Genomic DNA, 26385 nt, shown 5'->3' on the forward strand with positions numbered 1-26385 from the left:
AGGCCAGGACGTCAGAGACTAATCCAAGCGCTGTCTTGTTTGCTTGAGGCAACACAAGCCGAGATGAATTTCATGCCGGCGATGCCATCCCGTACCGTAGGAAAGGCGATGTCTTGCGGCAGGGGCTCATTGGCTTTGAAGGCGCGAATGGCGGACGCGGCTTCAGTGTATATATTTGCAAACCCTTCAAGATAACCCTCGGGATGGCCGCCTGGGATGCGGGAAACGCGGGTCGCGCTGTCTTGGGCACCGGAGCCATTGCGAGTGAGCAGGCGTTTGGGGGTGCCAAACGGGGTGTGCCACAGGTAATTGGGATCTTCTTGGGCCCATTCCAGACCGCCTTTACTCCCGTAGATCCGAAGTTTGAGCGCGTTTTCGTTGCCCGGTGCGACTTGGCTACACCAGAGCATCCCGCGCGCGCCGCCCGCATATCGCAGCATGATATGTGCATTATCATCCAATTGACGACCGGGCACAAAGCTGTGCAGGTCAGCAGACAGCTTTTCGACCTCAAGCCCTGTGACGAAACCGGCAAGGTTAAAGGCATGGGTTCCGATGTCGCCGATGGCCCCACCTGCGCCGGAACGTGCGGGATCTGTGCGCCAGCCAGCTTGTTTTTGCCCCGTATTTTCAATCGCTTCGGTAAGCCAATCCTGCGGATATTCCACCTGAATGACGCGCAGATCGCCCAATTCACCACGCGCAACCATGTCCCGTGCCTGTCGGATCATCGGGTAACCGGTGTAGTTATGGGTCAGCACAAACAAGGCGTTGGCGCGTTCTGCCACTTCCAGCAATGCCTGTGCATCTTCAAGGGTCGAGGTCATCGGCTTGTCGCAAATGACATGGATGCCTTGTTCCAGAAATGCCTTGGCGGCGGGGTAGTGCATGTGGTTGGGGGTTACGATTGCGACCGCATCAATGCCATCCTCGCGGGCGGCTTCAGCCGCCGCCATGGCGTTGAAATCATCGTATATACGCGCCGGATCGAGGCCAAGGGCGGCCCCTGAGGCGCGGGCTTTGTCCGGTGTTGAGGACAAGGCACCTGCGACCAATGTATATTGCGCATCGAGCCGGGCGGCGATGCGGTGAACAGCCCCGATAAAGGCGTCATTGCCACCGCCGACCATTCCCAATGTGATAGGGGGTTGATACCTCATGTCACTCTCCTATTCCGAGCATCCGGCGGTTGGCGGCATCGTCGCTCCCCGCATCTGCGAAATCGTCAAAGGCTTTTTCAGTGACGCGGATGATGTGGTCTTTGACAAATTGTGCGCCTTCACGCGCGCCATCTTCGGGGTGCTTCAAGCAGCATTCCCATTCGACGACGGCCCAACCGTCAAAATCCATCGCGGCAAATTTTGAAAAGATCGCATTGAAATCGACCTGGCCGTCGCCGAGGCTACGGAAGCGCCCTGCGCGATCAACCCACGGCTGATATCCGCTGTAAACACCTTGGCGACCGGTTGGGTTGAACTCGGCATCTTTGACGTGGAACATCTTGATGCGGTCCTTGTAGATGTCGAGGTTGTCAATGTAATCAAGGCATTGCAGGACGTAGTGCGAGGGATCATAGAGCATGTTTGCACGGGTGTGATTGCCAGTGCGTTCCAAAAACATTTCAAACGTCACGCCGTCATGTAGGTCTTCGCCGGGGTGGATTTCGTAGCAGACATCAACCCCCATCTCATCTGCGTGGTTCAATATAGGTGTCCAGCGTGCAGCCAATTCGTCAAAGGCCGTTTCAACCAGACCGGCGGGGCGCTGGGGCCATGGGTAGAGATAGGGCCAGGCCAGCGCACCTGAGAAGGTCGCATGGGCATCGATGCCCAGGTTGCGACTGGCAGTGAGGGCTTGTTTGACCTGATCAACCGCCCATTCCTGGCGAGCCTTGGGATTTCCGCGCACCTCTGGGGCGGCAAACCCGTCAAAGCCTTCGTTATAGGCGGGGTGCACCGCGATCAATTGGCCCTGAAGATGGGTCGATAATTCGGTGATTTCAACGCCGTTTTCGCGCGCGACACCGGCCAGTTCATCGCAATAATCTTGGGAAGACGCAGCCTTGGACAGGTCAATCAAGCGGCCATCCCAGCTTGGGAGTTGAACGCCTTTGTAGCCGCACTCGGCGGCCCATTTTGTGATGCTGTCCCAGCTGTTGAACGGTGCTTCATCGCCTGCAAACTGCGCCAGAAACAGGGCGGGGCCTTTGATCGTTTTCATGGTTTTGATCCCTGCTGAAATGTACAAAAGGTGGAAAGGGGCGAAGGTCCGGGCGACCCAGGGAGTGCCCCTTTCCGTTATTTCCCAACCTCTTAGAACGGAGAGTCAGGGAAATAAAAGCTGGCTGCGTTCTCTTGGGTGATCAGGGTCGCGCCAAGAATATAGCGGCCGGCAACCGGACCGTTTGATTTGAACGAGGCCACGGTAACATCCATCGCGGTTGCAATCATTGACGGCGGATAAAGCACATCAACCGGGACCAATTCATTGCCATCCATGATGCCTTTGATGGTTTCTTTCATGCCGGCACCGCCGACAACGAACATACCATCACCATCACGACCAGCCTGTTTCAGCGCGGCCACAACACCAATCGCGATGTCGTCATCCTGCGCCCAAACCGCATCAATATCTGGGAAGCGGGACAGGAAATCCTGCATGACTTCGAAACCGTCGTCCCGGTTCCAGTTGGCGTGTTTGTGGTCCAGAACATTGATGCCAGAGCCTTCGATTTCGGCCATGAAGGCGTCAAATCGTTCGTTGTCGATCAGGGTCGGGATACCGCGCAGGACAACGATATTGTCGCCATCCTTGAGACGCCCCTTCATGTAAACTGCTGATACACGGCCCAATTCCGGGTTGTTGCCCGCAACATAGATATCTTCGATACCGGGCTGAGACAGGCCACGATCAACAACAGTGATCAAAGCGCCAGATTTTTTGACGTTCAACACCGGATCGGTCAGTGGTTCGGATTCAAATGGCAAAACAACAAGCGCGTCGATTTTGTGAACTGAAACAAGGTCTTCGAGCGCCGAAGCCTGTGCCGATGGATCGGGAGAGTTGATCAGAATCAGATCGACGTCTGGGTATTGCGCTTCGAGCCGCTTTTCGGCCTGTTCAGCGTGCCAATTCATCCCAGCGGCCCAAGCATGGGTCGGGGTCGGGTAGCTCACCCCGATTTTGATCTTGTCGTCGGCCCAGGCTGCGGCCCCCGAAAGTGCCATAACACTGGTCAACGCGATTGCGCTAAGTGCTTTAAGTTTCATGGTTTCTCCTCCCATTTTGAATGGACACACCTTCCCTGTCCGGTGTCTCCGGTCTTGGTCGTTTTGAAAGGGGCAGGGCCCTTATTCGGGGATTGGCTTAATCTTGGGACTTGCGGGATTTCCCCCAATCGCCGCGTTGCAAGAAGACCGCCACAATGATGATCAGCCCCTGCATCGTGCCGTTGAGGTAGTTCGAAATCATGTCGGTGAAATTCAAGATATTACCAATGGTGGTCAGGATCAGTGCCCCCAGAATGGTGCCGCCGATGCGGCCATATCCGCCTTTGAGGACCGTGCCACCGATGATAACCGCCGCAATTGCTTCGAGCTCCCAAAGCACACCGGTGGATGAGGACGCTGATCCAAGGCGTGGCACATAGATGATTGTGGCAAGCGAGACGCAGAACCCCTGGATGACGTAAGTCAGTGTTTTGATCCGGTCGACTTTGATGGCGGAGTATTTTGCGACCGCTTCGTTGGATCCGATGGCGGTGCAATAGCGTCCAAAGGCCGTGCGGTTGAGCAATAGCCAGCCCAAGATGGCGACCGCGATGAACACCCAGACCGGAATGGGCAAACCCAGAAAGCTGTCATAATAGACCGGGCGATAGGTGCCGCGAATGTCAAAATTCAGCGACAACGTGCCCCCGTCAGCGAAATAAGTGACGAGCGAGCGGTAAATGCCCATGGTGCCAAGCGTGACAATAAAGGCTTCGATCTTGCCCTTGGTGGTCAGCGCACCATTGATCCAACCGGCACCGATGCCGAGCAAAATTGAAACCCCACAGCCAAGCAACACCGTTGCCACGCCTGCACCCATCGTATCGATCGCCGCATTCATGGTGATGATCATCACACCCGCAATTGCAGCGGCCATGGAGCCGACGGACAGATCAATACCGCCCGCTGTGATCACAAAAGTCGCGCCCACAGCGATAATTCCGATAAAGGCTGAGCGGGTCAGAAGATTGGTGATATTGCCTTCGCTTAGGAAGGCAGGGTTCAGAAGAAACCCGATCACACAGAGGATTAAAAGCGCGACAGCAGGGCCAGCTGTTTTCAGATCAAAGCTTATTTGCTTGGTGGATTTGTCGGTTTCGGTCATCACGGTGCTCATTCCTGCCCCTTGTGTTTCAAGTCAGCGTTGAGCCCGGCAGCAAAGCGCATAATGGTGGTTTCGTTGATGCTATCGCCCGTAAGTTCGCCCGTGATCTGCCCTTCGCGCATCACCAGAACCCGGTGGCACATGCCAATCAGTTCCGGCATTTCCGAAGAAATCACGACAACGGAGACCCCTTCGGCGGCGAGGGCGGCGATAAAGTGGTAGATTTGCTGTTTGGTCCCGACATCAATGCCGCGCGTCGGTTCATCAATGATGACAATGCGGGGATCGGTTTCCATGATTTTGGCAAGCAAAAGCTTTTGCTGATTGCCGCCCGACATGTTGCCGACCAAGGTGTCAGGGTCGCGGGCGCGAATGTCAAAACGGCGGATCGCGCGTGTCAGCGCCTTGTCTTCGGCTTTGGTGTCGAGCCAAAGGTTTTTGACAAAATTCGGGAGCGCAAAAAGCGTCAGGTTCGGGCGCATTTTTTGCCCGAGGAGCAGGCCTTTTTCTTTCCGATCTTTGGTGAGATAGGCGAGGCCCTTGGCACGGGCTTGGGCGACGGATTGTAGATCGACGCGTTTTTCATCGACGAAAATTTCGCCACTTGTGATGGGTGCGAGCCCACAAATGGCTTCGAAAACCTGACTGCGACCAGACCCGATCAATCCGGCAAAACCGAGAATTTCACCGCTGCGCAACCCGAAACTGACATCTTGCACCGGCCCGGCGTTTAGGTTTTCGACCCGTAAGACCATCGGTGCATCGACGTCGGCTTCGTGCATCGGCGGATACAGATCAGAGAGCTCACGCCCGACCATCATTTGCGCCATGGCGTCGGGGGTCAAATGTTGCGCGTCTTTGGTGTCGATCCACTGGCCGTCGCGCAGAATTGTGACGCGGTCGGCGATTTCTTTGACTTCGGCCAGTTTATGCGAGACGAAAACAATTGCAACACCGCGGGTTTTCAGCTTTTCGATTTGCCTGAAAAACAGCCGAGTTTCAGCTTGCGTGAGAACTGCGGTTGGTTCATCCATGATGAGTATGCGCGCGTCGCGGGAAATGGCTTTTACAACCTCGACCATTTGCTTTTGGGCAATGGCCAGATCGCTAATCCGATCCCCGGGTGCGATGTCTAGGCCAACATCCTTTAACAATCCGGCCACTTTTTTACGCATTTCCGAGCGTTGAAGCACCCCGTTTTTCGTGAATTCACGCCCAAGAAAAATGTTTTCTTCGACAGTCATTTGCTCGGCAAGATTGAGTTCTTGGTGAATGAGAACAATCCCAAGTTCTTCGGCCTGTCCATCAGCAGGCAGGATCGTTTCCTGACCATCTAATAGGATACGCCCCGAGGATGGGGGGTATAGGCCAGACAAGATTTTCATAAAGGTCGATTTTCCAGCACCGTTTTCACCAATAAGAGCGTGAACTTCGCCCGGGCGAATATCCATTGTGATCGAAAAAAGCACCGGGACCGGGCCAAAGCTTTTGCTGATCCGATCTGCCGATAGTATTGGCGCAAAGATATCAGATTGCCCGTCAGGCATTGTGCGTTTCTCCTCCCCATGGTCCGGTCACATTTTCCCCCGGATGTTGGTTTGGTAAACGTTTTCACAAGTTATGTAAACCTTTACATTGAGTATGAAAAGGTTTTCTAACGGAGGTTCGGCCGTTATACGAATGGACAACAGCTTGTAAAATAAAGCGGATTTTCGCCATGGATTGTGGCCAAGAATAGGTGGGTTCAAAGTGAACGAAGACGGCGACATTCCGACGTCAAGACCGGCAACAATTGAGGATGTGGCGCGTCTGGCAGGGGTTTCCATCGCAACTGTAAGCCGCGCGATTCGCAAGCCGGAGAAAGTGGCGGAAAGCACCCGCAAGAAAGTCACCGCTGCTATCGCTCGCACTGGCTACACTGCGAACGCCATGGCGCAAAGTTTGCGCACGCAAAAATCCAAGATGGTCATGGTCCTTACGCCGTCAATTTCTGATCCCAATTTTGCAGGTTTGTTGACGGGTATGGAGAAGGCCGCAAATATGAACGGCTATGGGGTGTTGATTGCCAACACAGAAGGCTCAATTGAGTTGGAGAAAAATCATATGCGCTTTCTGTCGTCGGGCATGGTTGACGGATTGATTTTGTTGACGGGTCATTTACCGGTTGCAGGTCATGTCAAACCGGCCGGTTTCAAGTTTTCTCCCCTCGTCGCAGCCAACCGCCCGGTGACAACAGGGACTGTGCCCTATGTCGGTGTTGATGATGTGGGCGCGGCAAAAATTGCCACCGAGTACCTTATTTCTTTGGGTCATCGTAAAATTGTTTACGTTGGCTCAGATGAAACCGATCCGGTGTCTGACTTGCGACGCCGCGGGTATTTGGAAGGGCTGGAAGAAGCTTCTGGCCGAATTGTACCTTGGTGTGTTGATGGGGGGACGAGCAACGAAGGCGGTCGGGCCGCAGTTGAACGCCTGTTCATTAAGGACACGCTCCCGACAGCGTTTTTTTGTTACAATGACGATGTTGCTGTCGGGGTCATTAGCGCGCTACGTTTGCGTGGTTACGGCGTTCCACAGGATTTTTCAGTGATCGGTTTCGACGATACATCCATTGCCAGTTATATTTCACCCGCTTTGACAACTCTTCGCCAGCCCCGTGGCCTTATTGGGGAAGCTGCAATGGATATGTTGTTGCGCATAATCGGTGGTGAAATTTCAGAGGGTACCCAGAGGCTTTTTCATGGGGACCTGACTGTGAGAGAAAGCTGCGGCCCCGCCAACAACTAGAAGAATACCGAGTGTTAGCTTGCTTGCGCGACATCGTCTGGAAGATCCTCTGAAGTTTGTTCCTCCCAAGACGCGGGGGCACTAATTTGTCCGATTTCGAATTGTTCGGCAAGTTCAGCCATACGGTTCGCATCTGAATTCAGCATACGGCCAGACTCTGTTGTTTCCTCCACCATTGATGCGTTTTGTTGCGTAACGCGATCAAGTTGAATAATGCCCATATTGATCTCATTGAGGCCGGCGGATTGTTCAGCTGTAACTTTAGCAATTCCTGACACAAGCTGAGAGATTTCTCCAAAGCGCTCCAAAATTGAAGTCAGAGCGTCTCCGGTTTTACCGACCAATTCAACACCACGTTCTACGTGTTCAGAGCTTTCGTTGATCAAAGTTTTGATTTCGGTTGCGGATTCAGCAGAGCGTTGTGCCAGGGCGCGCACTTCGGATGCGACGACTGCAAATCCTTTTCCAGATTCGCCTGCACGTGCGGCTTCTACACCTGCGTTGAGTGCCAGAAGATTGGTTTGGAAGGCAATGTCGTCAATCACGTTAACGATTTGTGAAATTTGACTTGAGCTGCTGTCGATTTCCGTCATCGCTGCTACGGCCGTTTGCACCACAGAGCCACTTTCTTCGGCGTCCAATTTGGCCTTTTGCATCGCGTTTTCTACGTTTTGAGCACCATCAGCCGAGGTACGCACGCTTGCAGTCATTTCATCTAGGGCAGCGGCGGTTTGTTCGAGCGTTGCGGCTTGGCTCTCTGTTCGCTGTGACAGATGATTTGTTGCTTCACTGATCCCGGCGGCCCCGTTTCGAATACTGGAAACCGAGTTAATGACTTCAGAGAGTGTGTTACTGAGTGTGGTTTGTGCAACGTTGAAATCTTCGCGTAGCTTGACGTAGCCGCCGCTCATTTCGGTTTCGATCGGAGTGCTGAGGTCGCCAATCGACAATCGCTCTAGGCCGGCACCGATAGCATCTACAGCGGCTTTTTGTTCGGCAGCCCGCGCTTCGCGCTCTGCTTCGCTTGCTGCGGCCATTTCCTGTCGCTCCACCAGTCCATTCCTGAAAATTGCGAGGGCGCGTGCAATGCGGAAAATCTCATCAGATGATCGATCAAATCCAACTACTTCGGAAAGGTCGCCATCGGCCAAGCGTTCTGTTGTTTTGCTAACCGCGCGAAGGGGCCGCAAGATCAGGACGCGAGTGAATAAGAGTGAAAGCAGCAATACGATGGCAGATCCGGCCAGCAGACCCTGCATCCACTGTTGGTTTTTACTGACGTCTGACGAAATGCCATTTGCCATGGTTGCAATTTCGGTTAGATTCCTCTGGCCCAATGCGCTGGCCAATTTTGAAATTTTCAAAACAGCTTTGGCAGTGGCCTCAGATTCAAGCGCAGCTGCTGCGTTGGCCTGAAGGGATGCTGTTTTGAACGCAGGCAAGCCCAATTTTGGGTCGGCCAGAATGATCAAACCCGAAAGATCTCGAGTAAGGATTCCATCCTTAAAGTCCACATATTTTTTAAGCTCGCTGGCGGCCTTGGCAAGGTTACCCGATGCTGTGTGTGTTTCAAATACCCCTGGAGCAACGACAACATCCAGCGCCGCCATCTGAAATGTACTGATCCAAGAATTGATTTCCAAAAGAGTGTTTAAGTACCCAACTTCATTATCCAATAAGTTTTGAATCGAGGTGTTATTGGCTTCGCTGGCTTCCTCGGCTGCGATAATTAGGTTAAAAATCATGTCGTCGATTGCTGTTGACAACAACACGTCAGATTCTCTGCGGGCGGCGAGAACAGCCTTGCGATTTTCTGCTATGCGCTGCTGCCCCTGGGCCAAAGCGTTTGAGAAGATGGTGCCGACAGAATTCAAGCTTTCGATATCAATGTCGACCTCTTCGTTGTCCGCCAGGATATCGATGATCTCGCTCAAGCGTTCATTTGACGCTTTTACAATATCGGACAAAATTGACCGTGTCGCGGCGTCGCGTGTATTGGTGAGAGCAAAAGTTGTGCCGGACAAAAGGTTAATTTCTGCTCGTGCTTCAAGCAGCGATTGCAATGCCGCAAACTTATTGTTTACGAGGTCGTCATACGTTGCATCAACCGATGCAATGGTTGCTTCGCCTCCTTTTTTTAAGTTAGCGGCGGCTTCGGCGGCCATTTCGGTCAAAATCTTCTGCAATTCGACGCTACGCGTTTGCATTTCAGCAGTCTGCTTTTCGATCCACTGTTTGTTCTGAAAACTACTGTTGCGCGCCTCAATCAGGGAATTGAGTGTCTTTTTGGCGTTTTGTCTAATTGTTTCGAACTCAGCCTGTTCCTCTTCAGGCAGCATGGCAATCAAACCTGCGAGATGCTCCATCGCAACCTCAGTATCTTCCTGAGCCCCCAGCATTTCCTTGACGTTTTTCACAAGAAGGACGGTTGTCATTGCGTTTTTAGTTTCGCTGCTTGCTGCAACCAGTTGGCTGCTCAATTCAAGGGCAGGGAGCCGTTCAACAGTGAGTTGCTCCATATCCCCCGATACTCGGCCAAAAACCATTGAGACTAGAATTCCGACAGCTGCTGACGCAGCCCCCATGGCCAGTAAGATCACGGTGATCTTGCTGCCGATGCTGGAAAACAATCGAAAACGGCGTTTTTTGTCGGCTGAAGTCTTTTTGGCCATTGGGTATCACCTAGAATTATCGTTCGGTTGTCGAGGTGGGAAACGGGCACGCGACGAACGCGACGTGCCCGAGCATTTTTTAGGAATCGCCGCCCATCTGGATTGGAGCAAAGCCACCATCGCTTGTGATGTGAGTCAAAAACACGTCATCCATGCCTTGGTTGTCGCCGGGGCCGAATTCCATTTCGACGCCACCGAAATCCAAGTGCCGTAGGCCTGCCATTGCGTCCATAAAGCTCTCTCGTGTGAGGTCTTTGCCTGCTGCTTCCAGGCCCTTGATCGCCAGGCGACCGGTGAGATAGCCCTCTAATGTTACAAAGCTGGGCGCGGCATCGGGCGCAACTGCAGACAAGGCGTTCTGGTATTGAGCCACAACTGGAACCGAGGCATCCCATGGGAAGGGAACGACTTGGCTGATAATCACACCTTCGCCGTCTTCACCGAGTTCGGCGGCCAAGGCTTCAGCCCCGACAAAAGAGATGTTTACGAAGGTTGGGTTGAATTTAAGCTTGCGCGACATGCGAATGAATTCGGCGACTGGTTTGTACGCCCCAACCATCACAACCGCGTCGGGCTTGGCTTTACGGATTGAGATCAAAGCCTTTTTTACGGCGACCGTGTTGCGTGTATAAGTGCCGCTCGCGACGAGGGACATGCCCCGGCTTTCAAGGGCCGCGGTTACACCCGCCAATCCAACGCGTCCAAATCCGTCATCTTGATAGAGCAGCGCGACTTTTTGCATGCCCTTGTTGTCGACAAGATGCTGAATCCAAGCTTCTGTTTCCGCAAAATAGGTGGCCCGAACGTTGTACACATTGCCATGTTCGGCCTTGCGCAAAAAGCCAGCACCTGTGAAGGGGCCGATGAAGGGCATTCCGGCTGCGGTTGCAACAGGTTGCGTGGCCGCGGATGTTGGGGTGCCGACCGCGCCGATCAGGCCGATATGTCCGTTTCCGGCAATGACCGACTGAACATGTTGGACGGACAGATCTGGTTCGTAGCCGTCATTAATGCTGTCCAGAACAATTTGTCGTCCATGGACACCGCCGTTGCTATTGGCTTCTTCGAAAGCAGCCATCATGCCGGTGCGCATCCCTTGTCCAAGCGCTGCCGCCGGACCTTCGAGGGCCGCAACTTGTGCGAAGGTCACCGCGTCATCGGTGATGCCCTGTTCAGCACTTAACAAACCAGGAAGTAGAGCTGCTGCAGCCGCTAATAATGTCGTCTTTGCACGTATCATCCAAAATCTCCAATAGCCGGACGTTCGCCTCACCTTGGAACCCTTTTGTTAAAAAAACTGAATACCTCCCCTGAGATAGCCTCTAAACTTCTAACTAATTTTTCAATGATGCCCTGATTGGGATGCCTTTTAGGTTCACGTTTTGTGATCTGGTAAATTTTGGGAGGGGGGTGAAAGGTGAATTTAAAATGTTGTTTTGTCTGTGTAAACTTTAGCCCCTTGCCCAATTTTACTTGTGTTGGTTTACTCAGTTGAGGTGTCGGGACTGTGGGTAGGAGCCTGGTTTCCCGCAAACAAAAAATTGAGGGAATGCTTTGAAAACTTTACGGAGTATCTGTTTCGATGGGCATAGATCATCCTTGCGAGGGCTCTGGAGGGCGCGCTCTGCGATGTGCTGCTCCTGGCGCGGTTTGGCAAAATGAAAGGGATTTGATGACAAAAGCGATTGGCGTTCAGCCTACGGAAGACAAAAAGGAACGTGATCACAGGATGTGCCGTCATGTCCGACTTGGCAAAGCGACAGCTTACGCTATGTGGGATAAGTCCAATTGATCGGCGCGGAATACGTGCGCGAAATGGCGCGGTACAACAGTTGGCAAAACAATCAGCTCATTCCGATCCTTCGGGGGCTGAATGACGAGGTCTTAAACCAAGAGCGCGGGGCCTATTTCGGCTCAATTTTGGCGACGGCCAACCACATTCTTTGGTCTGATCAATTGTGGATGTCGAGATTTGCAAATGTTGAGGCACCGGCTGCAAATTTTGCCAAAGGCACGGAAATGACCGCGTCGTTGCAAGAATGGGAAATACAACGTTTCAGAACAGATAGTGCCATCAACCGATGGGCAAAACACATCAAATCTATCGATTTGACGGGGTATCTGAACTGGTTCTCAGTTGTAAATCATAGAGAATACAGCAAGCCGATTGGTGTTTGCATCATGCATATGTTCAATCATCAGACCCATCATCGTGGGCAACTGCATGTCATGTTGACGTCTGTCGGATGCCAAGGCGCGGTCACCGATGTCACCTTCATGCCTGACAAGGAGGATTGTCTCTGACCGGTTGGGCGCATAGCAATGGCTTGGAAACATGTGGACGAGGAGGCTCATAATGTTCAAAGCGCTTGTTGTGACCAAAGACACCGAGAGCGGCAAAACCGCAGCTGGGATTCAGGCGATTGGGCTTGAAGATCTTCCTGCCGGGGATGTGACGGTGTCGGTTGAGTATTCCACCGTAAACTACAAGGACGGATTGTGCATTGGTCCAGGCGGGGGCCTTGTGCGCAATTACCCGCATGTGCCGGGCATTGATTTTGCCGGAACGGTTGAGGCCTCAGATGACCCGCGCTATGCGCCCGGCGATAAAGTTGTTTTGACCGGTTGGCGGGTCGGAGAAGCCCATTGGGGCGGCTATGCGCAAAAAGCGCGGGTCAAAGGAGACTGGCTGGTTCCTTTGCCGGATGGGCTTGATACCCGTCGGGCAATGGCTGTTGGGACGGCTGGGTTTACGGCGATGTTGGCGGTTATGGCGCTTGAGGATCATGGGCTAAAACCGGGGCAGGGGCCTGTTTTGGTTACGGGGGCGGCTGGTGGGGTCGGGTCCGTTGCAACCGCGATTCTGGCCCATTTGGGCTATGACGTGGCCGGTGTCACCGGGCGCCCAGAAACCAGTGATTACCTAAAAAGCCTTGGTGCCACACAGATTGTCGCCCGAGAAGAGATCAACGAAACCACCAAGCGTCCGCTGGAAGCCGAAACCTGGTCTGGATGCATTGATGCGGTTGGCGGTGCAATGCTGGCACGTGTGTTGGGCCAGATAAGCTATGGTGGGTCCGTTGCCGCAGTCGGATTGGCCGGGGGGGCCGGCTTGCCCGCAACCGTCATTCCGTTTTTGCTACGGGGGGTGAATTTGCTGGGCATCGATTCTGTCATGCAGCCCTATGACAATCGTTTGCGCGCTTGGCAGCGGATCGCCAAAGACCTGCCGATGGACAAGCTGGAAGTGATGATTCAGCCTGCAACATTGTCAGATCTTCCCCAGTTGGGGGCCGATATTTTGGCGGGCCAGATCAAAGGCCGTGTTGTCGTTGATGTAAACGGATAAATCACAGGGAAGGTCGACCGCTTTGAAGCCTCAGACCTGCCAAATTTCTGCCGAAGGTTTGGAATACTACCTTCCTGTCTGAGTGAGAGGTGTTCCATGTTTTCGTCTGATTTTTCCCTGTTCGAGTTTCGAGGACCGATGTCGGTCCCGGTTGGCATTTGCCCCAGCCTTTTGTTATTGATTTTCATCTATGTCGATGTCGCGGACACTGCGTACCTCGCCTATGACCTTATGTTTGTCTTTCTTCTGATAGTTTCGGTTTTGCTGCATGAGCTTGGCCATGCTTGGGGATGTTTGATACAAAAGGTCGCCGTGGGGCGCGTGGTTTTATATGCGGGTGGTGGATATTGCGAACACAGCCCGGCCACGACCCATTCCGAAGATGAATTGATTGTCGCGATGGGGCCTTTGGTGAATCTGGTGTTGTGGGCTGTGTGCTCATTGGCGACCCCTTTTGCACCCACGGATGATCTGGCCTGGGTTTTGGCAACCCTATCTTGGATCAATTTGTGGCTGGCCATGTTTAATCTGATCCCAGTCCAGCCGCTGGACGGAGGCAAGCTCTTTTATTTGTTACTGGGCCGTTTGATGCCTTTCCAAATCGCAGAGCGGGTCGCGGGCGGCATCGGGTTGCTGGCCTGTGTGGCACTGGTCCCAGCGCTTTTGTACAGTTGGTGGGCCTTGGGATTTGTTCTGTTTTTCTTGCCGTCACTGCCGCTGCACTGGCGCATGCTGTGGGGACGGGCGATGTGACAGGCCCTAGGGCCTGCCATTGCTCAGCGACTTAGGTCATTCATTTGACTGGAAAAACCCAACCGAATTGCCGTCCAGGTCCAGAGCGTAAAAGAAGCGACCAGAGGGAAGTGGGATCGGCTCTGACACGACCTCACCGCCCGCATCGCGCACGCGCTGCATTGTGTCTTCAAGAGTGCCCTGCGCTGACAGGTGGAGCGTGGAGCCCGTGCCGCGTTCGGCCGGTTTCCCGGGGTACATACTCAGGGCAATGCCGGTTTTCATATCCTCTGGCTGAAAAATGGCCATTGGATTGGGCCCGCTGGTGTCCAAGGTAATGTCTCCCATGGTGACATCCTTGTAGAACGATATCGCACGATCTAAATCGGTCACGGGAAGCTCGCCCCAAACGAGGAAATTCTTGGGTTTATGGGTCATGATAGGTTCCTTTTGGTCAATAGTTTTCCTGATCCCAGTCGTGTCACAGCCCCTTGCCAGATTGTGGCAGTTACACCGCTGGTCGATGCAAGCGCTTGACCTTCGTCAGAAACCTCGCTTTTCTGCGCGGTGGACAGACATCAGGGGGCACTATGCTGGACATCAATTTCGTCAGATCTCAGTTCCCGGCCTTTCAGGAAACGTCGTTGGATGGCCAAGCGTTTTTCGAAAACGCGGGCGGGTCGTATATGTGCAAACCTGTAATCGACCGGCTGACGCGCTTTTATCACCAACGCAAAGTTCAACCCTACGCAGCCTATGAGGCAAGCCGCCTTGGTGGCGAGGAAATGGATGAGGCCCGCACGCGCCTCTCTGCTTTGTTGGGGGTTGAGGGCGATGAGCTTTCATTTGGACCCTCAACGACCCAAAACACCTATGTGTTGGCGCAGGCATTTCGCCAATTTATGTCTCCGGGTGAGGCCATTATTGTCACAAACCAAGATCACGAAGCCAATACAGGCCCTTGGCGGCGTTTGGCAGAGGATGGTTTTGAGATACGGGAATGGCAGGTTGACCCAAGCACGGGGCATCTGAACCCCGAAGATCTGGAAGACCTGTTGGACGAAAAAGTCCGGTTGGTGTGTTTTCCGCATTGCTCAAACGTGGTTGGTGAGATCAACCCCGTCACTGAAATCACCTCGCTGGCCCATGCGGCGGGGGCGTTTGTGTGCGTGGATGGGGTGAGCTATGCGCCGCACGGCTTCCCTGATGTTGGCGCTCTTGGTGCAGATATCTACTTGTTCTCCGCCTACAAAACCTTTGGCCCGCATCAGGGGATCATGGTCATGCGTCGACCGCTGGGCATGGCGCTACCCAATCAGGGGCACTATTTCAACGGCGATGCGCTGTACAAGCGGTTTACCCCAGCGGGCCCGGATCACGCCCAAATCGCGGCTTGCGCTGGAATGGTGGATTATGTCGATGCCCTTGCTGCGCATCATGGTATCCAAGCCTCGCAAGTGCATGATATGAAACGCGATCACGAGACGAAGCTTTTGCAGCCTTTGTTAAGCTACCTGTCAGACCGCAATGACCTTCGGCTGTTGGGGCCAAAAACTGCGGGTAACCGCGCTCCCACTGTGGCGATTGAAGCCCAAACGCCGGGTGCAGATTTGGCCAAGCGCCTTGTTGATCATGGTATTATGGCGGGCGGCGGCGACTTTTATGCGGTGCGGGCGCTGACGGCGATGGGGATCAACCCTGAACATGGCGTGCTGCGCCTCTCCTTTACGCATTACACCTCAGAGCAGGAGATGACCAAGCTGATCACAGCGCTGGACGCGGTCTTGTAAGCCCCTCTGCCGAAGCAAGCGGGCCGCTTGGGTACCTAAATGCGCAACCGCTACATCTTGCGTTTGGGCCTGATATAGCGCTATGTGTGGGGGTAGCACTGTTTGAAAGAGTACGTCCAACATGCCCACAGCCGCAAAACTCATTGCCGCCCTTTGCTTAGCTATTTTGGCATATGGTGTTTCTGAATTGATCAAAACCCAAATGCCCGCTAGCACGGCCTTTGGCGTCTTTTCGATCGTGAATGCCGTAATTGGTTTCGTGTGTGGGTGGGCCGTTATCGGAACACGGGCAGGGCGCGGTCTATCTGCGGCGGTGTCCAATGGGTTTACCGGAACGGTTGCGATGGTGTTTTGGGCGCTCTTTGCGCAGGGCACCTATGAAATGTTTCAACGGTCTATGGATCATCAATATGACGGGGTTGTAGAAGCAATCGCCGCAATTTTTGAGCTATGCATTAAATTCGGGGAAAACTTGGTCAATGGCCCTGTTATTGTAAGCCTATTGGTTGGGGCTTTGGTCACCGGATATATTAGCGAAATTGCATCTCGCCACTGGAGGTAACTCTGGCCAATTTATTCTTTTACGGCACGCTGAGATATGCGCCGTTGCTTGAGCTTGTTTTGGACCGCCCGTTTGAAACGCTGAAAACCTGTGATGCAGTATTGCCCGGATACGCCGTATACTGGGCCAAAGACCAAGCCTTTCCAATGATTTGTGAAGAGCCAAATGGTTCTGCTGGGGGCTTGTTGCTCTGCGATTTAAGTCAAGAAGACCTGGATCGGTTGAATTATTACGAGGGCGGCTTTGCCTATGATCTGCGCGACGTTGACGTTGTGATCGACGGTCAGTCGGTGCAAGCGAAGGTCTATTTTCCGAATGCATCGTCGTGGGAACAAGGGCCGGTTTGGTCGTTGGAGGATTGGACCGCGCGTTGGGGTCGTATGACGCTGGGCGCGGCCAAAGAAGTTATGGCGCGTCGAGGCGATGTTTCAGCGCAAGAAATGGTGCATTTGCTCCCGTTTTTTCGGGCGCGGGCCTGGGCACAGGAATTGGCGCAAAACGGTGCGCCTCAAAAGCTTCGAAATCCGATGTCGGCAACAGACATAGAACTGGTCGCAGAGCGCCCCGGTTTTAATGGGTTTTTCCGTGTGGATGCGTTTAGCGTGCGTCACAAACGCTTTGATGGCTCGCGGAGCGAGACGTTGAAACGCGAAACTTTCATGTCTTTTGATGTTGCCTTGTTGCTGCCCTATGATCCTGTCACTGACAAAGTGTTGCTGGTTGAACAGGTCCGGTTTGGTGCGTTCAATCGTGGAGATCCTGCACCTTGGGTTCTTGAACCGATTGCTGGATTGATTGACGCCGGAGAGACACCACGCGATGCAGCCATTCGTGAATCTGCGGAAGAGGCACATTTGGATCTCTCAGAACTGATTGAAATGCCAAAGGTTTACGCCTCTCCGGGATATTCTACTGAATTCTTCCATTGCTATTTGGGCCTGTGTGATCTGAGTGGGCGAAGCCAAGGGCAGGGGGGGCTTGCAACGGAAAACGAAGACATCCGAAGCCATGTGATCCCGTTTGAGGAGGCGATGGCATTGGTCGATAGCGGCGAAGTGAATGTGGCCCCATTGGCAATGATGTTGCTCTGGTTGTATCGGGCGCGGGGTGGGCTGCGCACGGCGGTGTGATTTCAGTGGCTTGAGTTCAGCGCCGCGCAGTCCTAAACCTATTTGGTAAACGCGACGAAAGGACTCGGAATGCGCATTGCCTCTGACCTGGCTCAGGCCATCGGAAACACCCCTCTTATCCGTCTCAACAAGGCGTCCGAAGAAACGGGGTGTGAAATTTTAGGCAAGGCCGAGTTCATGAACCCCGGTCAATCGGTCAAAGACCGCGCCGCGCTGTTCATTATTCGCGATGCTCTGGAAAAGGGTCTGTTGAAACCCGGCGGCACAATTGTCGAAGGCACCGCAGGCAACACCGGTATCGGTCTGGCTCTGGTTGGTGCCTCGATGGGGTTCAAGACTGTTATTGTCATTCCTGAAACGCAAAGTCAGGAAAAGAAAGACATGCTGCGCTTGGCCGGAGCTGAGTTGGTCCAAGTGCCCGCTGCCCCCTATGCGAACCCAAATAACTATGTGCGCTATTCCGGGCGTTTGGCGGCAGAATTGGCCAAGACGGAACCAAATGGCGCAATCTGGGCGAACCAGTTCGACAACACCGCCAACCGCCGCGCCCATGTGGAAACCACCGGTCCCGAAATTTGGGAGCAATTGGGCGGTAAGGTAGATGGGTTTATTTGTGCCGTTGGCTCAGGCGGTACATTGGCGGGCGTCGCCGATGCGTTGCAGTCCAAAGGCGTGAAAATAGGTCTGGCCGATCCCGAAGGGGCTGGCATGTTCAAGATCTACACGGGCCAAGACAACCCCGGCAATTCGATCACCGAAGGCATCGGACAGGGGCGTGTCACGGCCAATCTTGAAGGCTTTAGCCCTGATTTCTCTTATCGCATACCGGATGCAGAATCGCTTCCTGTGGTGTTTGATTTGCTGTCTGACGAAGGTCTCTGCCTGGGCGGTTCGTCCGGTGTGAACGTCGCAGGTGCCAAACGCATGGCACAGGAAATGGGCCCCGGCCATACGATCGTGACCATATTGTGTGACTATGGCACGCGCTATCAATCTAAATTATTTAACCCCGAATTCCTGACCGAAAAGGGCTTGCCGACACCGTCTTGGTTGTCCAAAGCGCCGGCCAGCATTCCTGGTGTTTTCGAGGACGCATGACCGGTTTGTTTCGTTGCTGCCTGGCTGGGCTTTTTGCGCTCGTTCTTTCATTGTCGCCGGCATGGTCGCAAGAAGAAGGGCTGGATTACGTTGCATGGGAAGCCTTGTCATCCCAAATCGAGGCCGATCTAGAAGCCAATGTGGCGACAGACGAAAAGCTTGAAAACACTCGGATTCTAATTGCAGAATGGCGTGATCTGTTTCTCAAGGCGCAAAGTGGCAACGACGCCCGTATAAGCACGGTGCAATCACAGCTTGATGCGTTGGGTGCAGCGCCCCAAGATGGTGTGAGCGAAGTCCCAGAAATTACAGAGAGACGCGAAAAGCTTCTAGAGCAACTGGCGCGGCTGATGGCTCCGGTCAAGCAAGCCGAAGAAGCATATACGCATGCAAACGGCATCATAAGTGAGATCGACAGCACGATCCGAAACCGTCAAGCGAGCGCGTTTTTGTCTCTGGGGCCATCACCGCTTAACCCCAATCATTGGGCTCCGGCGCTCACTGATTTGCGCAACTCGGTTGTTTTGTCCCTAGATGAAGCCAAGCGGAAATGGTCGTCACCGTTTCTGCGTAAACGCGCTCAGGCCAACCTGCCTGTGGTTCTTGGACTTGCGGCATTGGGAATAATGCTGCTGCTTCGTGGTCGCAAGTGGGCGCGCGCTGCGTCGAAAACACTGTCGTCGCGCAGCATCCATGGTCGAAAGGTCATCCGTTTCCTGATTTCGTTGGGGCAGATTTTATTGCCGATGGCGGGGGTCTATTTGCTTACCCAAGCCGTTCTGGCGCTTGGCTTGGCGGGGCCGCGCTGGACGCTGTTTTGGGAAAATGTTCCGCTTTGGGCGGCGGCGATGTTGGGAATCCATTGGCTGGCTGAACAGGCTTTTCACGATGACGACACCATCGCTGTCATGCCGCTTCACAAGGATGATCGTAAACGGGCTCGTTGGATTTCTGATGTACTGGCCATCTTGTTTGTCGCGCGCGGGTTTATGGAAATCGTGACGGAGTTCGATCAATATACGCCTGAGACCTTGGCCGTGATCGAATTTCCCGTGCTCATCCTAACAGCGTATTTTCTGTATCTGCTCGGCCGAGTGCGCAACGAGGCGGCCTTTGCGGGGACTGCAGCGGCGCGCGGTGCTGATGCGGGTGTCTATAAACTGCGGTTGGCGCGCCTGTTGGGGCGTGCCGCGATTATCATCGGAATCGTAGGGCCAATTCTGGCTGCGATTGGGTACTCTAACGTGGCGATCGCCATGGTCTACCCGGCCGTGGCCACATTGGCGTTGATTGGAACAATCTTTGTTTTACAGGCGTTTATTAGCGATTTGACCGCCTATATCAGCGGGATAGGCGAAGACGAGCCTGAGGGGCTCTTTCCTGTTTTGGCAGGCGTTGTTTTGTCGATTATCTCACTTCCAGCCTTGGCACTTATTTGGGGCACACGCATAGCTGATTTGACGGAGCTATGGGCCCGTTTCCAAGAAGGTTTCCGCATCGGTGACACCCGCGTTTCACCAAGCGATTTTCTGGTCGTCATCATTGTGTTTGTGCTTGGCTATATGCTGACGCGGCTGATCCAAGGGGCGATGCGCAGTTCGGTCCTTCCGCGCACCAAGATCGACCAGGGTGGGCAAAACGCCATTGTTTCGGGTATCGGCTATATCGGGATTTTTGCCGCGGCGTTGATCGCCATTACCATGGGTGGCCTTGATTTGTCGTCCTTGGCAATCGTTGCTGGTGCCCTGTCGGTTGGTATCGGTTTTGGTTTGCAAAACATCGTGTCGAACTTTGTTTCAGGGATCATTTTGCTAATCGAGCGCCCCATTTCAGAAGGAGACTGGATTGAAGTGAACGGGGTGCACGGCACTGTTCGTGACATTTCGGTGCGCTCGACCCGGATCGAGACCTTTGATCGCTTTGACATGATTGTGCCGAATGCTGATTTGGTGTCGGGCACCGTGTCAAACTATACGCGCGGCAACGTCTTGGGGCGTCTCATCGTTCCGGTTGGGGTCGCTTATGGGACGGATACGCGCGTCGTGGAAAAGATTCTGCTGACCATTGCCCGTGACCATGAGATGGTTTTGATGAACCCGGCCCCCTATGTGGTGTTTCGCGGTTTCGGCGCGGATTCGATGGATTTTGAAATCCGGGTGATCTTGCGCGACGTTAACAAGGGGCTTGGGGTTCGCACTGAGATCAACCACCAGATCGTCGAACGCTTTACCGAAGAGGGCATCGAGATACCCTTTGCTCAGCGCGACATTTGGCTGCGCAATCCCGAAGCGTTGCGGGGCGGTGGTATTGGAGGCGATTCCAGTGGTGATGAGGACACGCAATCATGACTGAACAGCTCTTTCGCCAGGACCCCTATGCACGTGACGCATCCGGTGTGGTTATCGGCCACACTCAGGAAGGCGGTATTATTGTTGAACCCGAGTTGTTTTATCCGACCGGGGGCGGGCAACCGGGTGACAGTGGCTGGATCGAATGGGATGGTCGGCGTTTGACGATTGCCACCACAGTCAAAGGTGAGGATGGGACAAGTGTTTTGGTCCCCGCTGAGCCCGAAGCGCTACCGCCGCAGGGCGCACATGTCGTGCAAGTTTTGGATTGGGAGCGTCGGCATAAACACATGCGCGTTCACACAGCGTTGCATTTGCTAAGTGTCGTTGTGCCCTTGCCAGTCACCGGAGGTGCGATTGGGGCAGAGACCGGGCGGCTTGACTTCAATATGCCTGAGCCGCCAAGCGATATGCAAATATTGGAAGACAGTTTGAACCGCCTGATTGATCGCGACCTAGAAGTGACTGAGGGCTGGATTTCAGAAGCGGAATTAGACGCCAACCCCAGTTTGGTAAAGACCATGTCCGTGCAACCGCCTCGTGGTCATGGGCGCATTCGACTGGTTCGGATCGGAACCGGGACAGAGCAGGTTGATTTGCAACCCTGCGGTGGAACCCATGTCGCCCGGACAGGCGAAATTGGCACTGTGCGCATTACCAAGGTCCAGAATAAGGGAAAGCAAAACCGGCGGGTTAGTATTTCGTTGGAATGACTGGACTGGCATCTGAGGCGAAGGTTTTCGACGCTATGGAGGTGGCTAGAGGTCTGCGTCCGCATGCTTTGTTTACAGGCGCTGCGAGCTGATGTTCTAATATGAGCGGAGACGCGTGTTGCGCGCGAAGGGCGCGGCTTCAAGGCTCACCAAAACAAAAGACCTTTGTTTCAGATCGCCCCATTGCCTGCATTCGCCCTGACAAACGCCCTGACAAATCTCTCCAGTCGCGCCACGGAGAACAGCCGTCTCACCTAAAGGGCCCCCTCGGCGATTTTCCTTGTCCCGTCTGCGTAGATTGGTCGGATCGGGCTCAGGCAATGGGGGGCTCCGAAACAACGGTGTTCAGTGGGGTTTAGGGCTTTTTAAGGGGAACGCCGTAGAGTTCCAGCTTGTGGCCCTTAAGTTGATAGCCCAGCTTTTGGGCGATCTTTTCCTGAAGTGCTTCGATTTCTGGGTCAACGAATTCGATGACTTCGCCAGAGTTCATATCAATGAGATGATCATGATGTTCGCGTTCAGCGTCTTCGTAGCGCGCGCGGCCATCGCCAAAGTCGACACGTTCGAGAATGCCCGCTTCTTCGAACAGTTTGACTGTGCGGTAAACCGTTGCGATGGATATACCGGAATCGCGGGCAGAGGCGCGGGCGTAGAGCTCTTCGACGTCTGGGTGATCTTTGGATTCTTCGAGAACGTCGGCAATGGTGCGGCGTTGGCCGGTCATGCGCAGGCCCTTGGCCGCACAACGATCTGAAATAGTGTCACTCATTCGTGAATGGCCCCGGTTTTGCAAAACTTGCGCCCCTGATAGGGAAAGCCGCGCCCTAGGCCAAGACCTAAGACGCGGAGAAAGGCGTTGCGGGATCAGTTGTAAAGAGGTTGAAGCCCCATTTGCATGTGCAAGGTGTTCACTGTGCCTTCGTTGAGCGCCATGGCCTTGGCCAGTCGATCAAGATATTGCGCCTCAGCAGCCGTATCGACACGAATTGTCATTAATGACGCCGAATAAACCTGCATACGTTGTTCTTCGGGCGTGTCCTTGGCGAGCGCCTCTGGGTCTACGGCGGCCGTGAATTGGGCCTGAACAAAGGCAATATCATCGGCATCCGCATCGTCGCCAATGGTTTCGAGAAGTTTGGCTTTTTTGGCTTCGTCAATATCGCCGTCACATTTGGCGGCCTGGATCATGGCGCGCAACATCAGGCCAGCGGCCTCGTCGGCTTGTGGGGCGTTTTCTTTGACATTCAAGGAGTCCAGTAACCCAGCCATACCTTGTCCTTGGGTTGCAGCCCCGGCTGCGGCCAACATTCCAGCCAAGCCCGCTCCGCCGCCCAGTGACGACAACAGGCCGCCTTGCCCTGAGCTGCCCCCGCCCATCAAGGCAGACATATCTAGGCCGCCTTTCATCTTTTCCATCATGTCAGCCATTGGGTTGCCTTCGCCGCCCATCATGGCACCAAGGCCGTTTTCCTGGAACTTGGCCATCATGTCCTGCATAGGATTGCCGGCCCCTTCGGGCATGTGACCTGACAACATCTGGCCCATCTGGGCCTGCATTTCAGAGGTCGGTTCCTGGCCTTTGACCTGCGCGCCTCCGCCTAACAAGCCGCTACCAGAAAGCTTATCTACGCCGCGCGCGGCAGCGTACCCGATGGCGACCTTGGCCAGCGTACCCATAAGACCCATTTCACAATCCTCTCAGTTTAGAATGTGCGCTCAGAGTGACAGCTTGTCTGAAAATGGATAGGGGGAAAAATGTCCAATGCGCGGATATGACTTAGGTTCCGCAAAAGGTGGCTTTGACCACCTCATTTGGCTGTGGCGGTGCCATGAGATCGGCGGCATCTGGTTGCTCGTCGTAGGGGGTGGACAAGACGGAATTCAGGCGGTGAAATGCGGTGTCATCACCGGCAACCGCGTCGTCAATCATCTGCTCAATGCGGTGATTACGCGGAATGAAGGCCGGGTTTGATGCCATCATGAGCGCCTTTGGGTCTTGTTCGGCTTCGATCCGGGTGTGCCAACGCGCGCTCCAGCTGTCAAAAGCCGGGCGGTCTGTGAATTGATCGCGGGCAGTGCCCTTTGCCAAATCACGAAACGTGTTGGTAAAGTCGACTTGGGCATTGTGCATCAGTGAAAGCAGATCGGTGACCAAGGCAACGTCGTCTGGCGTCGGCGCTGAAATACCGATTTTAGCCGCAAATCGGGTGAGCCAATGGCTGCGAACCAATTCAGGCATAGCGTTGATCTGACTGGTGAATTGGTCGATTGCAGCGTCGGTATCAGGCATCAGCAGGACCAGAGAGGTCGCCAACTGTGCCATGTTCCAAACGATGATGTCCGCCTGCGCGCTATAGGCGTAACGCCCGCGCCGGTCGATCGAAGAAAACACCGCATGGGCGTCAAATCCATCCATAAAGGCACAAGGCCCATAGTCTATGGTTTCACCCGATAGCGTACAGTTATCGGTGTTCATGACACCGTGAATAAAGCCAAAAGACATCCAATGCGGGATGAGTGCCGCCTGTTTGTCGATGACCATTTGCAGCAGATCGCTGGGATCTTTGGCTTGTGGATAGTGCCGCTCGACGGTGTAATCGTACAGGGTTTGAAGGGCTGCAATGTTGCGCTGTGCTGCAAAGACTTGAAAGGTTCCAACGCGGATATGGCTTTGGGCCACGCGTGTTAATACACCGCCGGGCAGGGGCCGGTCGCGTATCACATCTTCGCCAGTGCGTGTCGCTGCGAGTGCACGGGTGGTTGGCACCCCCAAGGCGTGCATCGCCTCGGAGACGACATATTCCCTCAATACCGGACCGAGCCAGGATCGGCCATCGCCGCGCCGGCTATAGGGGGTTGGACCAGAGCCTTTGAGCTGAATGTCGCGGCGAAGCCCGGATTGATCAACGACTTCGCCCAAAAGCACGGCACGTCCATCACCCAATTGCGGATTGTATTGGCCAAACTGATGGCCAGCATAGAGCTGAGCCAAAGGGGCGGCCCCGGACGGCAGGGCATTTCCTGCAAAGTATTGGGCCATTTGTGCATCGTCTGTGCCTGTTATTCCCAATTCTTGCGCAAGATTGCCGTTGAAGGCGATCAAAGAGGGTGCCGCCACAGGAGTGGGGGCTTGAGCGCTCTGCATCGAAGTCGGCAGGCGGGCGTATGTATTGTCAAAGGGGATGTGCAAGGTCATGCTCATTAGATAGGGCAGTTTGCCCATTCGGAAAATGGTTTTAGTCGGAAAACGCTAGATCGTTGGAGAGGGCCCCGTTTTGCGATCCGTTTAAAGCTCTTTGCTCATCAGCACATACTTGTCGCGGCGGGCAAACCGGGCGCGGCTGTAAAACCGTTGCGTGTCTTCGTCATCGCGATCTACTTCAAGATGCAAGGCGCGCACGCCGCCGTCGCCCAAAGCTTTGGCAATGGCTGATAATGCCTCGCTTCCCATACCCCGTTTCCGCACCGCGGGTCGGATATAGAGTTCATCCACAAAGGCATCCATTCCGCCAAATTCAAGCGACCAGCCAAAGGTAATGGTGATGTAGCCAACCGGCGAATTGCGTGGGCCAACCAGCCAAATTGCGCCGTGCGGGGAACCATCCAGCAAAGGCGCAATCGCGGCGGTTTGCTGTTCCTGAGTGGTGGCAAACCCCATTTCGTTATGAAAGGCAGCGACAAGCGGCAAAAGCTTGGCGGCATCATTTTCAGTGGCGAGTTGCAGCGATTTCATAGAGTTGCCAGCCTTTCGGTGATCAATGCAAAGAAGCCATCCGCGTCGATATCGCCCATGAACGTTGCGTTGGGCCCCCGGTCTGTGACCCCCCACCAGTCCGCGACGGTCATGCCGCGTGTCAGATCAGACTGAGTTTCGATCTCAACATTGATATTGCGGCCAGTAAAAAGGTCGGGTTTGATAAGGTATGCCGTGACACAAGGATCATGCAAAGGAGCCCCTTCGGAGCCGTATTTTTCCTTGTCAAAACGCTCAAAGAAGTCGGTCATCTGCGCGGTTGCGACACCTGCCTTTGTGCCAAGGGCGCGAAACGCGTCGTTGCGCGGTTTGGTAACCAAAGCCTTGTGAGTGACATCCAGCGGCATAACGGTGACGGGCGCGCCGCATTTAAAAACGATCTCAGCGGCTTCTGGGTCAACGTAAATGTTGAATTCGGCCGCTGGGGTGATGTTGCCGACCTCAAAATAAGCGCCGCCCATCAGAACGATTTCCTTGATGCGATCCGATATATCCGGCGCGCGTTGCAAGGCCGTTGCGATGTTTGTTAATGGCCCGAGCGGGCAAAGTGTGACTGTTCCAGATGGTTCTGTTCGCAGCGTTTCGATAATGAAATCAACGGCATGTTTGTCCTGAACCGGCATGGTTGGTTCGGGCAATGTCGGGCCATCAAGCCCAGTTTTTCCGTGCACATGTTCGGCTGTAACCAAGGTGTGAGCCAAGGGGCGGTCACAGCCTGCATAGATTGCGATATCTGGCCTACCGGCCAACTCACAGACCATGCGGGCATTTCGAGTCGTCAACTCAAGCGGTACATTGCCTGCAACGGTGGTGATACCGATGACCTCTAGCTCTTGGGGAGAGCCAAGCGCCAACAGAATAGCAACAGCATCATCTTGTCCTGGATCGGTGTCGATGATGATTTTCTGCGTCTTTGTTGCGGCCATGAGGCTACTCCTTGTGGTTTGCCCAAGTGGTCGCACGCGCGTGAGGTAGGATCAAGCATCTGAAGAAACTGTTATCAAATTTCGATTTCTTTAAAAGTTTTGCAACCGATCGGCGAAACGCGATTCAGGCCCCCGCCACAAAGGTGAAAA

At 54.1% G+C, this 26385-nt stretch carries 23 protein-coding genes; 10 read left to right on the forward strand and 13 right to left on the reverse strand.

From position 1 onward, the window contains the following. Positions 1-11: 11 nt before the first annotated feature. From ACRBB0_RS06350 to ACRBB0_RS06370, 5 genes are all read right to left on the reverse strand, one after another. Positions 12-1160 carry a Gfo/Idh/MocA family protein gene (locus ACRBB0_RS06350; RefSeq protein ID WP_431373567.1) on the reverse strand — a complete coding sequence of 383 codons (1149 nt, stop codon included), beginning with the start codon at positions 1158-1160 and terminating at the stop codon, positions 12-14. 1 nt (position 1161) lies between these two features. Further along, positions 1162-2220: a sugar phosphate isomerase/epimerase family protein gene (locus ACRBB0_RS06355; RefSeq protein ID WP_431373568.1), complete on the reverse strand. Its 1059-nt coding sequence runs from the start codon at positions 2218-2220 to the stop codon at positions 1162-1164. A 92-nt stretch (positions 2221-2312) separates the two neighbouring features. Continuing rightward, the gene (locus ACRBB0_RS06360; protein WP_431373569.1) at positions 2313-3269 is read right to left on the reverse strand and encodes a substrate-binding domain-containing protein; all 957 of its coding nucleotides are present in this window, start codon (positions 3267-3269) and stop codon (positions 2313-2315) included. Between the two features lie 97 nt (positions 3270-3366). After that, positions 3367-4386 (reverse strand): ABC transporter permease, encoded by a 1020-nt coding sequence (locus ACRBB0_RS06365; RefSeq protein WP_431373570.1) that lies wholly within the window; start codon positions 4384-4386, stop codon positions 3367-3369. Next, positions 4383-5921: a sugar ABC transporter ATP-binding protein gene (locus ACRBB0_RS06370; RefSeq protein ID WP_431373571.1), complete on the reverse strand. Its 1539-nt coding sequence runs from the start codon at positions 5919-5921 to the stop codon at positions 4383-4385. The genes ACRBB0_RS06365 and ACRBB0_RS06370 overlap by 4 nt, the downstream gene beginning before the upstream one ends. 202 nt (positions 5922-6123) lie before the next feature. Here ACRBB0_RS06370 and ACRBB0_RS06375 point away from each other — a divergent pair, with 202 nt between their 5' ends. Continuing rightward, a complete protein-coding gene (locus tag ACRBB0_RS06375) occupies positions 6124-7161 on the forward strand; it encodes a LacI family DNA-binding transcriptional regulator (protein WP_431373572.1) in 1038 nt (345 codons plus the stop codon). A gap of 14 nt (positions 7162-7175) precedes the next feature. Here ACRBB0_RS06375 and ACRBB0_RS06380 read toward each other — a convergent pair whose 3' ends face one another. Next, complete coding sequence (locus tag ACRBB0_RS06380) at positions 7176-9833, reverse strand: methyl-accepting chemotaxis protein (protein WP_431373573.1); 2658 nt, start codon at positions 9831-9833, stop codon at positions 7176-7178. Positions 9834-9912: 79 nt separating this feature from the next. Continuing rightward, positions 9913-11073: an ABC transporter substrate-binding protein gene (locus tag ACRBB0_RS06385; RefSeq protein WP_431373574.1), complete on the reverse strand. Its 1161-nt coding sequence runs from the start codon at positions 11071-11073 to the stop codon at positions 9913-9915. A gap of 548 nt (positions 11074-11621) precedes the next feature. Here ACRBB0_RS06385 and ACRBB0_RS06390 point away from each other — a divergent pair. The 3 genes from ACRBB0_RS06390 (at position 11622) to ACRBB0_RS06400 (ending at position 13935) form a co-directional block, all read left to right on the forward strand. Beyond that, entirely contained in the window at positions 11622-12137 is a 516-nt protein-coding gene (locus ACRBB0_RS06390; protein WP_431373575.1) for a DinB family protein, read from the forward strand. Positions 12138-12189: 52 nt separating this feature from the next. After that, a complete protein-coding gene (acuI, locus tag ACRBB0_RS06395) occupies positions 12190-13182 on the forward strand; it encodes an acryloyl-CoA reductase (protein ID WP_431373576.1) in 993 nt (330 codons plus the stop codon). A gap of 96 nt (positions 13183-13278) precedes the next feature. Next, the gene (locus tag ACRBB0_RS06400) at positions 13279-13935 is read left to right on the forward strand and encodes a site-2 protease family protein (RefSeq protein WP_431373577.1); all 657 of its coding nucleotides are present in this window, start codon (positions 13279-13281) and stop codon (positions 13933-13935) included. A gap of 36 nt (positions 13936-13971) precedes the next feature. On the opposite strand, the gene ACRBB0_RS06405 is transcribed toward ACRBB0_RS06400, so the two are convergent. Then, a complete protein-coding gene (locus tag ACRBB0_RS06405; RefSeq protein ID WP_431373578.1) occupies positions 13972-14352 on the reverse strand; it encodes a VOC family protein in 381 nt (126 codons plus the stop codon). A gap of 152 nt (positions 14353-14504) precedes the next feature. On the opposite strand from ACRBB0_RS06405, the gene ACRBB0_RS06410 reads away from it, so the two are divergent. From ACRBB0_RS06410 to ACRBB0_RS06435, 6 genes are all read left to right on the forward strand, one after another. Continuing rightward, on the forward strand, positions 14505-15704 hold the full coding sequence (locus tag ACRBB0_RS06410) for an aminotransferase class V-fold PLP-dependent enzyme (protein WP_431373579.1): 1200 nt from the start codon (positions 14505-14507) through the stop codon (positions 15702-15704). 121 nt (positions 15705-15825) lie between these two features. Continuing rightward, the gene (locus ACRBB0_RS06415; RefSeq protein WP_431373580.1) at positions 15826-16266 is read left to right on the forward strand and encodes a TrgA family protein; all 441 of its coding nucleotides are present in this window, start codon (positions 15826-15828) and stop codon (positions 16264-16266) included. Between the two features lie 2 nt (positions 16267-16268). Beyond that, the gene (locus ACRBB0_RS06420) at positions 16269-17396 is read left to right on the forward strand and encodes a gamma-glutamylcyclotransferase (RefSeq protein WP_431373924.1); all 1128 of its coding nucleotides are present in this window, start codon (positions 16269-16271) and stop codon (positions 17394-17396) included. A 69-nt stretch (positions 17397-17465) separates the two neighbouring features. Beyond that, positions 17466-18494 (forward strand): cysteine synthase A, encoded by a 1029-nt coding sequence (locus ACRBB0_RS06425; RefSeq protein ID WP_431373581.1) that lies wholly within the window; start codon positions 17466-17468, stop codon positions 18492-18494. Further along, entirely contained in the window at positions 18491-20842 is a 2352-nt protein-coding gene (locus ACRBB0_RS06430; protein WP_431373582.1) for a DUF3772 domain-containing protein, read from the forward strand. The genes ACRBB0_RS06425 and ACRBB0_RS06430 overlap by 4 nt, the downstream gene beginning before the upstream one ends. Further along, positions 20839-21555, forward strand: a complete 717-nt coding sequence (locus tag ACRBB0_RS06435; protein WP_431373583.1) for an alanyl-tRNA editing protein — start codon at positions 20839-20841, stop codon at positions 21553-21555. Before ACRBB0_RS06430 ends, ACRBB0_RS06435 begins: the two co-directional genes overlap by 4 nt. Positions 21556-21910: 355 nt before the next feature. On the opposite strand, the gene ACRBB0_RS06440 is transcribed toward ACRBB0_RS06435, so the two are convergent. The 5 genes from ACRBB0_RS06440 to ACRBB0_RS06460 form a co-directional block, all read right to left on the reverse strand. Further along, positions 21911-22324, reverse strand: a complete 414-nt coding sequence (locus tag ACRBB0_RS06440) for a Fur family transcriptional regulator (protein ID WP_431373584.1) — start codon at positions 22322-22324, stop codon at positions 21911-21913. A gap of 95 nt (positions 22325-22419) precedes the next feature. After that, the gene (locus ACRBB0_RS06445; RefSeq protein ID WP_431373585.1) at positions 22420-23241 is read right to left on the reverse strand and encodes a tellurite resistance TerB family protein; all 822 of its coding nucleotides are present in this window, start codon (positions 23239-23241) and stop codon (positions 22420-22422) included. 91 nt (positions 23242-23332) lie between these two features. After that, positions 23333-24751, reverse strand: coding sequence for a protein adenylyltransferase SelO (locus ACRBB0_RS06450; protein ID WP_431373586.1), 1419 nt, complete (start codon positions 24749-24751; stop codon positions 23333-23335). Between the two features lie 90 nt (positions 24752-24841). Continuing rightward, a complete protein-coding gene (locus ACRBB0_RS06455; RefSeq protein WP_431373587.1) occupies positions 24842-25288 on the reverse strand; it encodes a GNAT family N-acetyltransferase in 447 nt (148 codons plus the stop codon). Beyond that, entirely contained in the window at positions 25285-26235 is a 951-nt protein-coding gene (locus ACRBB0_RS06460; protein WP_431373588.1) for a nucleoside hydrolase, read from the reverse strand. Before ACRBB0_RS06460 ends, ACRBB0_RS06455 begins: the two co-directional genes overlap by 4 nt. Positions 26236-26385: the final 150 nt, after the last annotated feature.

It is taken from the genome of Pelagimonas sp. (assembly GCF_050633425.1).
In the GTDB taxonomy this organism is placed as follows: Bacteria; Pseudomonadota; Alphaproteobacteria; order Rhodobacterales; family Rhodobacteraceae; genus Pelagimonas.